This is a genomic window from Phyllobacterium sp. NPDC097923 (assembly GCF_044760925.1).
Classification (GTDB): Bacteria; Pseudomonadota; Alphaproteobacteria; order Rhizobiales; family Rhizobiaceae; genus Phyllobacterium; species Phyllobacterium calauticae.
This window is the reverse complement of record NZ_JBIWBL010000001.1, coordinates 202357-215900: the sequence shown is the minus strand read 5'-3', so window position 1 is coordinate 215900 and position 13544 is coordinate 202357. Positions and strand designations below refer to the sequence as shown.

18 protein-coding genes are annotated in these 13544 nt (G+C 59.5%); 13 read left to right on the top strand and 5 right to left on the bottom strand.

The window, feature by feature from the left end:
- The first annotated feature begins 130 nt into the window (after positions 1-130).
- The 6 genes from ACIQWS_RS01080 (at position 131) to ACIQWS_RS01055 (ending at position 6351) form a co-directional block, all read left to right on the top strand.
- Entirely contained in the window at positions 131-685 is a 555-nt protein-coding gene (locus tag ACIQWS_RS01080) for a heme NO-binding domain-containing protein (RefSeq protein ID WP_346308376.1), read from the top strand.
- Positions 686-2224: a bifunctional diguanylate cyclase/phosphodiesterase gene (locus ACIQWS_RS01075; RefSeq protein WP_346308375.1), complete on the top strand. Its 1539-nt coding sequence runs from the start codon at positions 686-688 to the stop codon at positions 2222-2224.
- Between the two features lie 191 nt (positions 2225-2415).
- Positions 2416-3441 (top strand): fatty acid desaturase, encoded by a 1026-nt coding sequence (locus tag ACIQWS_RS01070; protein WP_223612173.1) that lies wholly within the window; start codon positions 2416-2418, stop codon positions 3439-3441.
- Between the two features lie 218 nt (positions 3442-3659).
- Entirely contained in the window at positions 3660-4574 is a 915-nt protein-coding gene (locus ACIQWS_RS01065; protein WP_403169404.1) for a hypothetical protein, read from the top strand.
- A 138-nt stretch (positions 4575-4712) separates the two neighbouring features.
- On the top strand, positions 4713-5246 hold the full coding sequence (locus ACIQWS_RS01060) for an ankyrin repeat domain-containing protein (RefSeq protein WP_403169402.1): 534 nt from the start codon (positions 4713-4715) through the stop codon (positions 5244-5246).
- A gap of 91 nt (positions 5247-5337) precedes the next feature.
- Entirely contained in the window at positions 5338-6351 is a 1014-nt protein-coding gene (locus ACIQWS_RS01055) for a DUF930 domain-containing protein (protein WP_403169399.1), read from the top strand.
- 156 nt (positions 6352-6507) lie between these two features.
- On the opposite strand, the gene ACIQWS_RS01050 is transcribed toward ACIQWS_RS01055, so the two are convergent.
- Positions 6508-6765, bottom strand: a complete 258-nt coding sequence (locus ACIQWS_RS01050) for a GlsB/YeaQ/YmgE family stress response membrane protein (RefSeq protein WP_223612177.1) — start codon at positions 6763-6765, stop codon at positions 6508-6510.
- A 160-nt stretch (positions 6766-6925) separates the two neighbouring features.
- Here ACIQWS_RS01050 and ACIQWS_RS01045 point away from each other — a divergent pair, with 160 nt between their 5' ends.
- On the top strand, positions 6926-7387 hold the full coding sequence (locus tag ACIQWS_RS01045) for a YidB family protein (protein WP_346308063.1): 462 nt from the start codon (positions 6926-6928) through the stop codon (positions 7385-7387).
- 58 nt (positions 7388-7445) lie between these two features.
- Here ACIQWS_RS01045 and ACIQWS_RS01040 read toward each other — a convergent pair whose 3' ends face one another.
- A complete protein-coding gene (locus ACIQWS_RS01040; RefSeq protein WP_403169394.1) occupies positions 7446-8621 on the bottom strand; it encodes an MFS transporter in 1176 nt (391 codons plus the stop codon).
- A 122-nt stretch (positions 8622-8743) separates the two neighbouring features.
- On the opposite strand from ACIQWS_RS01040, the gene ACIQWS_RS01035 reads away from it, so the two are divergent.
- From ACIQWS_RS01035 to ACIQWS_RS01025, 3 genes are all read left to right on the top strand, one after another.
- On the top strand, positions 8744-9124 hold the full coding sequence (locus ACIQWS_RS01035; RefSeq protein WP_346308065.1) for a helix-turn-helix transcriptional regulator: 381 nt from the start codon (positions 8744-8746) through the stop codon (positions 9122-9124).
- Complete coding sequence (locus tag ACIQWS_RS01030) at positions 9115-9516, top strand: cupin domain-containing protein (RefSeq protein WP_223612180.1); 402 nt, start codon at positions 9115-9117, stop codon at positions 9514-9516. The genes ACIQWS_RS01035 and ACIQWS_RS01030 overlap by 10 nt, the downstream gene beginning before the upstream one ends.
- A 61-nt stretch (positions 9517-9577) precedes the next feature.
- Positions 9578-9766 (top strand): hypothetical protein, encoded by a 189-nt coding sequence (locus ACIQWS_RS01025; RefSeq protein ID WP_223612181.1) that lies wholly within the window; start codon positions 9578-9580, stop codon positions 9764-9766.
- A gap of 9 nt (positions 9767-9775) precedes the next feature.
- Here ACIQWS_RS01025 and ACIQWS_RS01020 read toward each other — a convergent pair whose 3' ends face one another.
- Positions 9776-9928 (bottom strand): hypothetical protein, encoded by a 153-nt coding sequence (locus tag ACIQWS_RS01020; protein WP_403169390.1) that lies wholly within the window; start codon positions 9926-9928, stop codon positions 9776-9778.
- A 201-nt stretch (positions 9929-10129) separates the two neighbouring features.
- Between ACIQWS_RS01020 and ACIQWS_RS01015 the strand changes: the two genes are divergently transcribed.
- The gene (locus ACIQWS_RS01015; protein ID WP_403169388.1) at positions 10130-11023 is read left to right on the top strand and encodes a LysR substrate-binding domain-containing protein; all 894 of its coding nucleotides are present in this window, start codon (positions 10130-10132) and stop codon (positions 11021-11023) included.
- A gap of 40 nt (positions 11024-11063) precedes the next feature.
- Here ACIQWS_RS01015 and ACIQWS_RS01010 read toward each other — a convergent pair whose 3' ends face one another.
- Positions 11064-11225, bottom strand: a complete 162-nt coding sequence (locus ACIQWS_RS01010) for a Thivi_2564 family membrane protein (RefSeq protein ID WP_182548090.1) — start codon at positions 11223-11225, stop codon at positions 11064-11066.
- Positions 11226-11439: 214 nt separating this feature from the next.
- On the opposite strand from ACIQWS_RS01010, the gene ACIQWS_RS01005 reads away from it, so the two are divergent.
- A complete protein-coding gene (locus ACIQWS_RS01005; protein ID WP_403169385.1) occupies positions 11440-11853 on the top strand; it encodes a VOC family protein in 414 nt (137 codons plus the stop codon).
- A gap of 8 nt (positions 11854-11861) precedes the next feature.
- Positions 11862-12743, top strand: a complete 882-nt coding sequence (locus ACIQWS_RS01000; RefSeq protein ID WP_346308070.1) for a DMT family transporter — start codon at positions 11862-11864, stop codon at positions 12741-12743.
- Between the two features lie 36 nt (positions 12744-12779).
- On the opposite strand, the gene ACIQWS_RS00995 is transcribed toward ACIQWS_RS01000, so the two are convergent.
- Positions 12780-13418, bottom strand: a complete 639-nt coding sequence (locus ACIQWS_RS00995; protein ID WP_403169382.1) for a glutathione S-transferase — start codon at positions 13416-13418, stop codon at positions 12780-12782.
- Positions 13419-13544 lie beyond the last annotated feature (126 nt).

Here is a 13544-nt window from a genome sequence, read left to right as displayed (position 1 = left end):
ACGCGTTCCCACCTAAAGTACTGTGTGGAAAACTTTCTTTCATTCTTAATTAGATTATTAATTATGCATTTTCTCCTGCAGTCTATCGTTGGAAATCGACATGGTTCGATGTTCAGGTAGGGGGGACAAAATGAAAGGCATGGTATTCACCGAATTGCTGGGTTTCGTAGAGCACATCTACGGGGCAGATGCCGTGGATGATCTCATCGAAGCTTCCGACCTGCCGAGTGGTGGTGCCTATACTGCGGTGGGTACTTACGACCATAAGGAAATGCAATCGCTTGTCACCAACTTGTCTTTGCAAAGCAACACGCCGCCAAATGAATTGTTGGGTTTGTTTGGTCAACATTTGATCGGGCGTTTCAAGGCTTCATTCCCTGACTTCTTCAAGACCGCAGCCACTCTGTTTGATTTCCTCGAAAGCATCGACAGCCATATCCATGTGGAGGTACGAAAACTCTACCCCGATGCCGAGCTGCCGGAATTTCGGGCCGAACGCCTTGGGACCGGGGCAATGCACCTCGATTATCGCAGCAATCGTCCCTTTGCGGCGCTTGCCTCGGGCCTCATTCTTGGCGCGGCTCAGCTCTATGGCGAGACCGTGCTTATAGAGCGAAGCGCGCACGAACACGATGGCGAGAAATTCGTCCGGTTCTCAATCCAGAAGACGGATGCGATAGCCTAAATGCTGGAAACCGACACGCCCGGTGATCGCGTTGCACGTCTCGAACGGCGCCTCATACGGGAACGCCGAGCCCGCGAAGAGGCGGAATGGTTGCTCGAGGCGAAGTCGCTGGAATTGTATAACGCCAACAACCACCTGACGGTGCTGGCGAACGACCTTGAAATGCGCGTTCTCGATCGCACGCACGAATTGGAGGTCTCCCGTCAGCAGGCCCTGTTCCTTGCCGAGCGCGACCCTCTGACCACGCTCGCAAACCGGGTCAGTTTCACGCGCGATCTGGAAGCGGCTATCCGGGAGGCTCGTGTTCAAAGCGGGATGGTACAGCTTCTGTTTGTCGATCTCGATCGGTTCAAGGAGATCAATGACAATTACGGCCATGCCGTCGGCGATGCAGTGCTACTGGAGGTTGCTTCTCGGTTGCGCGCAATCTGTCGGGAGCGAGAGGTGCCCGGACGGCTGGGCGGCGACGAGTTTGGCGTCATCTGCGTGACACCGGCTCACAGCGAACGCGCCCGCCAGATCGCGGCAGACGTCATGGAGGTCATGAGCAGGCCGATCGATTGCGGCCGCCTGCAGCTGATCGTCAGCTGCTCGGTCGGCTTTGCAAGCTTCCCCCGCAATGCCGTGGATTCACCAACTCTGCAGCGCTTTGCCGATTTCGCCCTCTACCATTCGAAGTCGGCTGGACGCTCGACATGGACGGAGTTCGACGACACCATGGCGGGCGAGCTTCAGAGCCGCCAGGGCCTGGAAGCAGAACTGCGCACCGCGGTGGCGGCGGGAGAGATCGAGCCCTGGTACCAGCCAATCATCTCCACCAAGAGCAATGAAATCGTTGGAGTGGAGGCGCTCGCGCGGTGGCAGCATGCCGAGCGGGGGCTCATTCTTCCCGGCCTGTTTATTCCGCTGGCCGAGGAAAGTTCGTTGATCGTCGAGCTTGGCCGGGCAATGATCGACCGCTGCTGCCGGGAGATGCACCCGTTCATCCGCGACGGTCATCTCGATTACGTGTCGATCAATCTGTCGCCGCGTCACCTGCGTTCCTCCTCGGTTGTCGAACATATCGCCGCGACGTTGGCCCATCATCATTTCCCTCCCTCCGCCCTTCAACTGGAAATCACGGAAAGCCTGCTGCTCATCGATTTCGAGCAGGCCCAGGAATGCCTTTCCCGCTTTCGCGCGCTCGGCATCCGAATTGCCCTTGACGATTTTGGAACGGGCTATTCGAGCCTTTCATACATCAGGCGCTTGCCATTGGACGTCATCAAGATCGATCGCTCCTTTGCCAGAGACATCAGCGCTGACCAGCAGGCCGAAGCCGTGGTCAAGGCAATTGTTCAGCTCGCACAGGCGCTGGAACTCCGCGTCATCGCCGAAGGCGTCGAGACGGAAAGCCAGGCGCTCAGGCTGACCAGTTGCGGCTGTTTCGTACAGCAGGGATATCTGTTTGGACGGCCGATGCCCCTGAATGAAATCACCCGATATCTTGAGGCCCGTGCAAATCCGGCGCAATTCGCCCAAAATATTTCAGCCTCCTGAGCCTGAAACGTCGTCTGTCGATACAGGACGGAGGGCCACCATGAAGCCAGTGGGAACTGTCACGTCGCACCCAATCGGCTCTGCCTCGATTCCCGTGATGACGCGGCGGATTTGCACATAAATCTGCCTATTACGACAAAAGAACGGGAAGCTCTCTTGTGTCGCCCCATGTCGCAAGCCTATGATAGACGATGAAAAACACCTCTCCCATTTCCGAAGCTGGATTAGGCGGCCGAGCCTGGCCGAAAATCCTTTTGAATTATCGCAAACCGCACCGCGGCCGCAGCATTTTCGAGCTCGCGGTGACGGTCATTCCCTTTGCAATCCTGTGGGCCGTCTGCTGGGCTGCCGTCCACTACGGTTTCTGGTGGGGGTTGCTGTTTATCATTCCGGCAGCCGGCTTCCTGCTTCGCCTGTTCATGATCCAGCATGATTGCGGCCATGGTTCGTTCTTTGCCCACCGGCATTCCGACGACTGGACTGGCCGGGCGATCGGCGTTCTCACTCTGACCCCCTATGATTACTGGCGCCGTGCCCATGCGCTGCACCATGCTTCCGCCGGCAATCTGGATGAGCGCGGTGTCGGCGATATCACGACCCTGACCGTTGCCGAATACCGGGCCTTGTCCCGCTGGGGCCGCCTGGGCTACCGCCTGTACCGCCATCCTGTGATCATGTTCGGCATCGGACCGGCCTGGCTTTTCATTTTCAAACAGAGATTGCCGTTCGGCATGATGCGCTCCGGCGCCCAGCCCTGGATCTCCACCATGGCGACGAATTTTGCCATCGCGCTGCTGGCAGCCGTTCTGATCTGGCTGGTGGGTGTTATTCCCTTCCTGATGGTGCATCTGCCCATCGTCGTTCTTGCCGGGGCTGCAGGCATCTGGCTGTTCTACGTCCAGCACCAGTTCGAGGAAACCCATTGGTCGCAAGGCGCTGACTGGCAGTTCCAGGAAGCCGCCCTGCACGGTTCCTCGCATTACGTCCTGCCGCTTCCCCTGCGCTGGCTGACCGGCAATATCGGTATCCACCATGTCCACCATCTTTCCAGCCGCGTGCCCTATTACCGGCTGCCGGAAGTTCTGCGGGACTATCCGGAGCTGAGCAATGTCGGGCGCATCACCATTCTGCAGAGCCTGCGCTGCGTAAAACTGGTCCTGTGGGATGAAGGCCGCAAGAGGCTCATCACGTTTCGCGAGGCGCGCAGCCTGGCCTGACGCCAGCCGCTTTCCAGACCATCTGTACACCTGCCTTGCAGCCTGCGCATACCGCGCAGGCATACACGAACGCGGCTTTTGTTCCCGCGCTCGTGCAAAATATATCCGGCTACCGATCTGGAACCAACGGTATCCGGGTGTGTTTCCATCCTGACCTCGCCGGGAGCTTGCACCCCGCAGGGATTTTATCTGAAGAACAGGATGAATGGAGACACACCATGGTTTCGTATGATCGGGACACAGTGGATACAATCGCGGTTGACCGACAGCGCCTCGCATGGGGCGGTATTTTTGGCGGCACGCTTCTCACCATCGCCGTCCAGGTGATGTTCGCAGCCCTCGGTCTGGGCATTGGCCTCAGCACGGTCAGCACCACCGGCGACGGCGCTTCCGCGCAGGGACTGGGTATCGGCGGCGGTATCTGGAGCGCCGTTGCGATGATTATTGCCCTGGCTATCGGCGGTTACGTCGCTGCCTACTTTTCCGGCCAGTATGCGCGCTGGAGCGGCGTGCTGCACGGTCTGGTTGTCTGGGCTGCGGGACTGGCTATCGGACTCTATCTGCTTGGCACCGCCGTTGGCGGGGCTTTCGGCGTCCTCGGCAGCGTCGCGTCCTCGGTCGGATCGACGGCAGGTCAGGCCGTGTCCGGTGCGGCCTCGACCGCCAAGGACATGATCCCGCAGGCTGTTCAAGCCAGCGGCATCACCAAGGAACAGGCCGGCGCGGAAGTCGACCGTCTGGTTGACGGCGTGCTCAACCGCGATCCCTCGGGGACCACATCCCTGACGCCGGAACAGGCCCGCAAGGAAGTCGTATCGGCGTTGACCAGTCATGCCCTGGGTGAAGAGACATCGCAGGAAACCAAACAGCGCGTGACGGCCATCATTGCAGCGCAGCTGGGCATTTCGCCCGATGAAGCCAACAAGCGATACGATGCGGCTGTTGCCAAGATCGACGACGTCAAGGCCAAAGCCACGGCCAAGGTTGAAGAACTGAAGGCTCAGGCCAAGCAGGCCGCCGACAAGTCGGCAAAGATTGCCGCAAGCGGCAGTTTTGCAGCCTTCGTCGCCATGCTGATCGGCGCCCTCGCCGCAGCGGCCGGCGGTGCGGCCGGAATCCGGCGCAATCGGTAGATCCGCTTGAACGCCAGCACGTCCCGCGACACGTGCCGCGGGACGTGCTTGGGCCTTTTGCCGAATGCGCTGCTCCTCCCTTGCCCCGCAGACGAGAAGCCCTGTAGAAAGCAGGGATCGATCCGTCGCGGATGACGGATGCAATCCAAAATTGGTGAGGACGACAGCGTGCGGAGATTGTTTTCAAATGTGGCCCTGTTCGGGTTGGCTCTGACGGCGGTCAGTGCGGTTGTTCCGGTTTCCGGCGCCAGCGCGGCGCCCACGGCCGCGCAGTGCAAAAAACTCGATCCGAACGGGCGGGATATGGGCGGCGATACACATTTCAGCATCGCGATCCGCGACAAGAAAGCCGATCTTGTTGCCAAGATGCTGGCCTGCGGTGCCGATGTGAACCTGAAGACCCAGGAGGGCTGGGCACCCCTGCACACTGCAGCCTATTACGGCCCGGCAAGCGTCATCGATCTGCTGATTTCCAAGGGCGCGAAGGTCAACTTCGTCGGCGACTACGACAGGATGACGCCGCTGCACATGGCGGCAAGTTACAGCGATGATCCCGCCGTGGTTCAGGCCCTGCTCAAACACGGAGCGGACAAATCTGCCAGGACTGCAGGCGGCAAGACAGCACTGGAACTGGCGGCCGACAAGCCGGCCATTGCCGCACTGCTGAAGTAGAGGGACCCGGCCTGCGTCCTTCCCCCTTGTTGCGGGCCGGTCAAGCGCCTAGGTTTCAGGCATGCGGTCGATAATCGTTTAAGCAATGCTAGTGTTCGCCAAAAAGCTGCGGGACGAAGTTGGAGGGGGCGTCCTGACGTCCCTCGGCCTGCATCTTTTGGTGGCGGCATTGCTGTTCCTCCAGCTTCCCCAATGGCAAACCACACCGCCGGAGCCGGAAAGCGTGGAGGTGAAGGTCGTTCCGCCGCCAGAACCCGAACCGCAGCCAAAGCCGGAACCGGAAAAGAAGGAAGAGAAGGCAGAGGCGCCAAAACCGCAGCCCGCGCCGGCCCCCGCCGCAGCGGCCGCCTCTTCGCAACGTCTTCTCAAGCTTCTCCCGAGATCAGAAAGAGATGCTGCCGATTCCGAAGCGGCGCCACCCGCCGACGGTACAACGCAAGACGCAGCATCAACCCCGCAGGAGTCGCCCGCAGCACAAGCGAAAATGGACGCTGCTCCAGCCGCGCTACCGCTGGAGAGCAAACCGGCTGCGCCAGAAACCCCGAGACCTGATGTGCAGTCGGAGCCCATGCCCAGCGAAACGGCGGGACAGGCAACGCAACAGTCGCCGGCTCCGACCAACGCGGTCAACAATATGCCCACTCCGCAACAGAAATCAGAGCCTACGCCGAAGAAATCAGATCAGGCATCCAAACCGAACGGCTCCAAAACCGCACCCAGCTCCAATCCATTCTCAAATATGAGCCAGAAATTCCTGCCGAACTCGGGGCTTGACCCACGGACAGCGCAGATCGTCGCACGGCTTTCGCCAGAAGAGCGCCTTGCAAGCCTCTGTACGTCGGAGGCATTGGCGATGCTGAGTTCAAAACCCAGCACTGCATCGCGGGATGCGATCCTTCCCAATGGCCCCGCGGGAGGGATCATGTCCAAGACGTCATTCAACGGTGCTGGCGCCGCGTTCCGCCTCGGATCAAACTGGTACAATCTGGATTTCAAATGTTCGGTCGATGCCGGCGCAACGCGGGTGGTCTCATTCACCTTCAGGATTGGCGGGATCGTTCCAAGAAATGAGTGGCAAGCACGCAAGTTGGATGACAGGCGCTGATAACCGGGCGCCAGACCCGGCCTTGATCATCGCGTCCTACTAAGGCCGGAATGGACGCCGCACCATGTGGGTGTTTTGTTTTCCTTGCCCTACAATAACAGTCACAGCGCGGCACGGATGCCACGCTGTTCATTCCAAAAAGCAAGCGGTTTCAGGTCATGCAGATCTGTTGCCGGTGATCGCGTGATAGAGCCAGAGCACGACGACGGAACCGATAACAGCGACGATCAGACTGTAGATGTTGAAGCCGGTGACGCCGGTGGCACCGAGCAAGCTGAAAATGAAGCCGCCGGCAACAGCGCCGACGATGCCCAGAACGATGTCAAGGATTAAGCCCTGACCGCTCTTGTTGACGATCTTGCTGCCAATAAATCCAGCAACAAGCCCAAGTACAATCCAACCGATAACAGACATGCGAACATTCCTTCCTATCCATTGGCTTAATGTCGTCATGTTTTCGCATAGATTGAATAAAAGCAAGATGGTTGTGCTTTCTCCCGGAATGAACAAATATCTTTGCGGGGGAGAACGACGGATTTGAGCTGAAACCGAGCAATATAGAAGGGAGATCGAGATGGGAATTTTCGATAATGCGGTACCAGGCGGAAATATATCGAAGCCGCTGATCATTGCGCTTGGAGCACTTCTGGTCGGTAAAATGCTGAGCGGCGGCTCGAGCCAGCCCGCGCAGGCTCCCGACAATCCGCAGACGGCCGACAACGGCAATACAGCAGCCAGCGGCGGGCTTCTCGGCGGGCTCGGCGGGCTCCTGAACAGCCTGACCAATGCGGGCCATGGCGAGACGGCAAATTCCTGGCTTCAGCCGGGTGAAAACAAGCCCATCGCACCCGGCGATCTGGGCAGCGCGCTCGGCCAGAAAACCATCAGCGAGATTGCCCAGCAAACCGGGATGAGTGAACAAGACCTTCTCGCGCAGCTGTCGAAGATCTTGCCGGGCGTGGTCGACCAGCTCACGCCGAACGGCCAGGTGCCCAGCACGCAGCAGATTGCTTCGCTCCTGAAATCATCTTCATAAACACCAGACTGGCCGGAACGGGTTTCGTTTCGGCCAGCCTTTGTTCGGTCGCCGGGGATCAGGCGACGGAAAGTTCGGTCTTGCGCGCGTTGATGCTGGCGAGCCGCATCACGACGAGTCCGAGCAGCGGGAAGGCGCCGCCGATCCAGCCCAGATATTCAAGGCCCAGATTGGCGATGATCAGCCCGCCGATGAACGACCCCGAAGCAATGCCGAGATAGAGCGCCGAGCCATTGAGCGACAGCGCGAGCGGCGCGCTTTCCGGTGCGATCGCCAGAACCCGGCTGGCCTGCGCGGGCGGGAACATCCAGGCGGCAATTCCCCAGAGAACCATGATCGTCATCAGAGCAGGACCGGCGATTTCATGCGGCCATTGCATGATCCAGCTGATCGCCATCAGCGATGCGGCATTGAGGAAGGAGGCGGCGATCACCGTGCGCGTCGGGCCGAAGCGATCCGACAATTGTCCGCCGACAACATTGCCAAGGGCAGCACCAAGACCAAAGGCCAGCAGCACCAGCGGCACCATCGCGCGGGAAAGGCCGGTGCCCTGTACCGCGATGGCGGCGATATAGGTGAAAACGATGAAGCCGCCGGCCATGTAGAGCAGCATGGTGACAAGCGCGGGCAAGAGCCCGGGGTGGCGGATCACGCCGAGCCGCTGGCGCAGGGTCAAGCGGTCGGCGCGCAATCCGCGCGGCAGGAGAAACCAGACGAAGGTTGTCGCGGCCGCCCCGATCAGGGCAATGAAGATGTAGGTGCCGCGCCAGCCGGCAAACGATGCGATCAGCGCGCCAAGCGGCGCACCGAAGGCCACCGCCAGCGTGGTCCCGCCGACGATGACGGAAATCGCCCGTGCCCGGTGATGCGCTTCAGAGATGGCGACGGCCGTTGCCTGCGCCGTGGCCGCGTATAGGCCCGCCGACATGCCGATCAGCAGCCGGGCGGCCGTGAGAAACGCATAGGACGGAGCAAATGCCGCCAGAATTGCCCCGATGACGAAGGTGGTGGCACTGCCTGCCAGGATGAGACGGCGGTCTGCAGACCCGGTAAGCGCCGCAAGAACCGGCGCGCCCAGCGCATAGGCAAGCGCGAACATGACCACGAGATAACCGGCCTGAACCAGCGTCACGCCGGTATCCCCGGCAATCTGCGGCAGAAGGCTGGCGACGACAAAACCCTCAATGCCAATGGCGAATGTACCCAACGCCAGACCGACAAGGCGAATGTCCATGGGAGATATCCTTTGTTCAATGATCCTTGAACTATTGAGCTCACCGGCATGTGAAGTCAAGAACAAAGTTCAACGATTATTGAACATTGAACTTTCCCCGCGTACTTGCTACGTGGGAGGGCATGACCCATCCCCTGTTTCATCCGGATGCTGAAGAGATTTCACTTCCCGCCATCTTCACAGCGCTTGGCGACGAGACGCGTTTGAACATCATTGCCATTCTGGCGCGCAATGGCGAACGCGCCATGACATGCGGGCAATTTACCCAGCTTGGTTCCAAAACAGCCCTGAGCTATCATGTCGCCAAGCTGCGGGAGGCAGGCGTGATCAATGTGCGGCCCGATGGAACGAAACGGTTTCTGACCTTGCGCCGTGCCGATCTCGACAATCGCTTCCCCGGCTTTCTCGACTCCGTCATCGCCTCGGCAAGCACGATGCCGTTGCCTGAAAGCCAGCCTCCGGCCGATCCGGCCGAAACCCCGGGAGAAACCGAATGGACATAAAATCGAGCGGCTCCATACCGACGCGCCGTGCGCCGGAAGAATGGTTCACCGGCACGGTCTGGCAGGACCCGATCATCCAGACCCCTTCCCCGGCGCGGCTGATCGCCGTCGTCGTGCATTTCGAGCCGGGCGCCCGTACCGCATGGCACACCCATCCGCTTGGACAGACCCTTTATGTGGTTTCCGGTGCGGGCCTCGCGCAGGTCTGGGGCGAACAAATTCGCGAGATCAGGACTGGTGATGTCGTCTGGATTCCGCCCGGCGAAAAACACTGGCATGGTGCGGGTCCGGCAAATTCCATGTCGCACATCGCCATGCAGGAGGCGTTGGACGGAAATGCCGTCGAGTGGATGGAAAAGGTTTCTGATACGCAATATTCCGGCGCACAATAATCTGCTAGCATGTGCGCAGGTGTAAAAACCCGGCTTTGCGGTTGCGTTGAAAGGAAAAATCATGGCGTTCGAAGACATCAAGGCACAGATCGCACTCCTGCTTGAAGAGATGGTGCAACGGCCGGCTGACGCCCATGAAATTCACGAGACTCTGCGTGAGCATCTCAACGAACTGAAAGCCATGGGCATGCCGCTTCCCGCGGACCTTGTCGCCCTCGAGAAGCAACTGGAAGTCGACTTTGATTCCTGAACGGCACGCTTAGACGGACCCTTTGAAAATATCCTTCTTCAGATCGGGGTGCGATGTGAAAAGGTCGCCCCGCCCGGGACGGCCGTCCCTCATGCCGATGTCACGCAGCATGTGATCGGAAAAATCCCCGGCATTGACGGTGATCGGCACAGTGGGCCTCACCAGCGCCCGCCTGAGGGTCGCGAACCAACCCCAGCGGGATCCGGGGTTGTCTATGGATGTGCAGTGCGATGGTGAGGGGTTCATGACCTCAACTCCGGTTTGTATGCGACGTTCATGTCTTGGGTGTGTATTCAATGCGCCTGTTCGCGCTTGTTTTCCAACAAAACGACGAGTATCTTCCATAAGGACAGCTTATGGATCATGCCGATGAATCTTCCGCCCCTTGCCGCTATCCGTGTTTTCGAGGCCGCTGCCCGCCATGGCAATTTCACCAAGGCGGCGGAGGAGCTCGGCATGACGCAAGCCGCCGTCAGCTACCAGATCAAACTGCTGGAAGAGCGGGTGGGATCGCCGCTGTTTCTGCGGCTGCCGCGTCAGGTTGTCCTGACGGAAATCGGGGCGCGGCTGGCCCCGGCAACGACCGAGGCATTCGAAATCCTGCGTGCCGCCTTTGCAACGACACGCGAAAGCGCCGACGGCATCCTGACCATTGCGACGATTCCGACCTTTGCCGCCACATGGCTGGTTCCGCGGCTGGGTTCGTTTCAAATGGAGAACCCGGCACTGGCCGTCCGGCTGAAATCCGGCCGCGAAATGACGGATTTCGTGCGTCAGGAGGCGGATGTCGGCATTCGCAGCGGCACAAAGGAGTGGCCCGGCCTGGTCTGTCACAAGCTTTTCCAGGCCTATTTCACGCCCATGCTGTCACCGGCACTCGCCGCCTCTGTCGGCGGTGTCAAGACACCAACCGACCTGCTCAAACTGCCCATTCTCGACCCCGGCGACCCCTGGTGGAACATCTGGTTCAGCCTGGTGGGTATCGAAAAGCCGACCCTGCGCGGCGACCTGCGCAATCGGCTGGGCGATCAGCATCTGGAAGGGCGCGCGGTGCTGGCCGGACAGGGCGTGGGAATACTGACACCGTTCTTCTTCCAGCCCGAGCTGCAACAAGGACAGCTTATCCAACCCTTCGATATTGTGGGATCGTCAGAGCACGCCTACTGGCTGGTTTATCCCGAAGCCCGGCGGAATGTCCCGAAAATCCGCGCGTTCCGCGACTGGATGCTGGGGCAGCTCGGTGACGTAAAGAAATAGCGAGGATGCGGCGGAGCCTTGAGCCCCGCCGCAGCGATCCCTAGAAAACTGCGAGATAGCGCAGCAGCGAGATAATCCCGATCACCACAACGATCACCTGGACGATCTGCTTGGCGCGGCCATCGAGCGGCAGCATCTGGACGAGATAGAGCACAAGAAAGATCACCAGAACGGTGATCAAAAGGCTGATAAGAATGGACATTGCAAATTTCCTGTTTTCGGGATCAGAACGATTGTAGCGTGGCAAAACTCTTTGCTGGCTATTTTTGTTCCATGCAAACAGCAGTCCAACGCTGCAATATCGGGACGTGCTGCTGGCACCGGATGCTTCGCGCAATTTCGAACCACCGTGCATTGCATTGCCGGTTCAGTTGCTGATAGCTTCGCCATCATCCCCGTTTCTCAGGATTCTTCCCATGCGCTCGCTGTTTCATCTTGCCTACCACGTCCATGATCTCGACAAGGCGCGCGGCTTCTACGGCGATATCCTTGGCTGTGCTGAGGGGCGAAGCACCGACAGCTGGGTGGATTTCGATTTCTTCGGTCATCAGATCTCGCTGCATCTCGGCAAGCCGTTCGAAACGACCAACACCGGCAAGGTGGGCGATCACATGGTGCCCATGCCGCATCTTGGCGTCATTCTTCCGCTGGAAGACTGGAATGTCCTTGCCGACCGGCTCGAGCACGCAAAGGTCGACTTCGTCATGCCTCCCGTGGTGCGATTCAAGGGCGAACCGGGCGAGCAGTGGACCATGTTTTTCCGTGATCCCTCGGGCAACCCGATCGAAGTGAAGGGCTTTGCGGATTTCGCCAGCGTCTACGCGAAATAACGGCCGCCATGGAATTCAAGCCATCAAACCTGAAGGCGGCGTTCTGGATGTCCGGGTCGCTGGCCGCCATTCTCATGATGGCGATCTCCGGCCGGGAAGCCTCAAAGGAACTCAACGTCTTCCAGATCATGGAAATGCGGTCGCTGATCGGGCTGGCCATGCTCTATCCGCTGATCCGGTCTTCCGGCGGCGTGCGCGCCATGCGGACCGGCCGCATCTGGCAGCACATCGGACGCAATACCGCCCATTATGCCGGCCAGTTCGCCTGGCTGCAGGCGCTGTCCATGATCCCGCTGGCGCAGGTGATCGCCATTGAATTCACCACACCGGCCTGGACGGCCGTCATGGCCGTCGCCTTTCTCGGCGAGCGGTTCAATCTCTGGCGCACGCTGACGATCCTTCTCGGCATCATCGGTGTCGTCATCATTGTGCGCCCCGGCATCGGAACGATCGAAATGGGACAGTTGATTGTCCTCGGCGCGGCGTTCACGTTCGGCATTTCCTTCACCATGGTCAAATCCCTGACCCGCACGGAAAGCGTGGTGAAAATCATCTTCTGGATGCTGGTGATCCAGTCAGCCATCGGATTGCTGCCGGCGCTGCATGTCTGGCAGTGGCCGACCCTGCATGCCTGGCCCTGGGTGGTGATCATTGCCTTCACCGGCACATTCTCGCATTTCTGCATGGCGAAGGCCCTGCTCTATGCGGATGCCACCGTGGTCATCCCGATGGACTTTCTGCGCGTTCCGCTCATGGCCGTGCTGGGCTGGCTCATCTATGCGGAACGGATCGATATCTACACGGCGCTCGGCGCAGCCCTCATCCTTTCGGGCAACCTTCTGAACCTGAAAAACAAGAGCGTGCCGGCAAAGGCCATTCAAGCGGATTGAAACGTTTCATCCGCTCGAAGCCGTTGCAATCGATGCTCAGGCGTTGCCGAAAAGGGTCGGGGCATCGCCGACCTGCCATTTCGGATATTTCAGCATCACCGCGTCGAACCGGCCGGATGACACGAACTCATCCAGCCACCGCTTCACGTGTGGCCGGGCAAGCCCGCTCCACCAGCCCGCATCCACGCTGGCAAACTGCCGGACAAACGGCAGGATCGCCATGTCGGCAAGCGACGGCGTCGCCCGGAAGAGACAGCGCGACCAGGCCAGCCGTTCCTCGTATTCATCCAGAATTGCCACGGCTTTTTCGCGTTCTGCCAGCGGATCGGTGTTATCAAAGCGGGTGGGGTATTTGTAGCGGTCAAGGCTACGCTTGAACGAGCCGTCATTGCGGGCAATCCAGCCGCCATCATCGACCTCAAGCCAATGTTCCGGGTCGTGCTGGCTCAAGGCCCAGCGCATGATGTCGAGGCTTTCATCAATCACTGTCCCGTCGGGCAGCAGCAGCATCGGCACCGTTCCCGATGGCGAAATACCGAGAAACTCCGGCGCTTTGTCTCTCAATACGATTTCCCGGAGCTCGCAGGCCTGGTGCGCGGCCTGAATGGCGAGCCGGGCCCGCATGGCATAGGGACAGCGGCGAAAAGAGTACAGAACTGGCAGAGCATGCGTCATGGGGGCCTCGGTTGACGCACGTTTTCATGAAACCGGTGCCGATGACAAGCCTCGTGCGTGCATTGCCCTGATCCATGAATTCAATTCACGATTATCCCGCGATATCACACGATTATCAATGGAATG

What these genes read in the sequence shown, in the direction of transcription:
- ACIQWS_RS01075 (WP_346308375.1), top strand. Translation starts at nt 686, where the DNA reads ATGCTGGAAACCGACACGCCCGGTGATCGCGTTGCACGTCTCGAACGG.
- ACIQWS_RS01060 (WP_403169402.1), top strand. Translation starts at nt 4,713, where the DNA reads ATGCAATCCAAAATTGGTGAGGACGACAGCGTGCGGAGATTGTTTTCA.
- ACIQWS_RS00995 (WP_403169382.1), bottom strand. Translation starts at nt 13,418, where the DNA reads ATGACGCATGCTCTGCCAGTTCTGTACTCTTTTCGCCGCTGTCCCTAT.
- ACIQWS_RS01040 (WP_403169394.1), bottom strand. Translation starts at nt 8,621, where the DNA reads ATGGACATTCGCCTTGTCGGTCTGGCGTTGGGTACATTCGCCATTGGC.
- ACIQWS_RS01030 (WP_223612180.1), top strand. Translation starts at nt 9,115, where the DNA reads ATGGACATAAAATCGAGCGGCTCCATACCGACGCGCCGTGCGCCGGAA.
- ACIQWS_RS01025 (WP_223612181.1), top strand. Translation starts at nt 9,578, where the DNA reads ATGGCGTTCGAAGACATCAAGGCACAGATCGCACTCCTGCTTGAAGAG.
- ACIQWS_RS01015 (WP_403169388.1), top strand. Translation starts at nt 10,130, where the DNA reads ATGCCGATGAATCTTCCGCCCCTTGCCGCTATCCGTGTTTTCGAGGCC.
- ACIQWS_RS01080 (WP_346308376.1), top strand. Translation starts at nt 131, where the DNA reads ATGAAAGGCATGGTATTCACCGAATTGCTGGGTTTCGTAGAGCACATC.
- ACIQWS_RS01070 (WP_223612173.1), top strand. Translation starts at nt 2,416, where the DNA reads ATGAAAAACACCTCTCCCATTTCCGAAGCTGGATTAGGCGGCCGAGCC.
- ACIQWS_RS01050 (WP_223612177.1), bottom strand. Translation starts at nt 6,765, where the DNA reads ATGTCTGTTATCGGTTGGATTGTACTTGGGCTTGTTGCTGGATTTATT.
- ACIQWS_RS01045 (WP_346308063.1), top strand. Translation starts at nt 6,926, where the DNA reads ATGGGAATTTTCGATAATGCGGTACCAGGCGGAAATATATCGAAGCCG.
- ACIQWS_RS01065 (WP_403169404.1), top strand. Translation starts at nt 3,660, where the DNA reads ATGGTTTCGTATGATCGGGACACAGTGGATACAATCGCGGTTGACCGA.
- ACIQWS_RS01000 (WP_346308070.1), top strand. Translation starts at nt 11,862, where the DNA reads ATGGAATTCAAGCCATCAAACCTGAAGGCGGCGTTCTGGATGTCCGGG.
- ACIQWS_RS01035 (WP_346308065.1), top strand. Translation starts at nt 8,744, where the DNA reads ATGACCCATCCCCTGTTTCATCCGGATGCTGAAGAGATTTCACTTCCC.
- ACIQWS_RS01010 (WP_182548090.1), bottom strand. Translation starts at nt 11,225, where the DNA reads ATGTCCATTCTTATCAGCCTTTTGATCACCGTTCTGGTGATCTTTCTT.
- ACIQWS_RS01005 (WP_403169385.1), top strand. Translation starts at nt 11,440, where the DNA reads ATGCGCTCGCTGTTTCATCTTGCCTACCACGTCCATGATCTCGACAAG.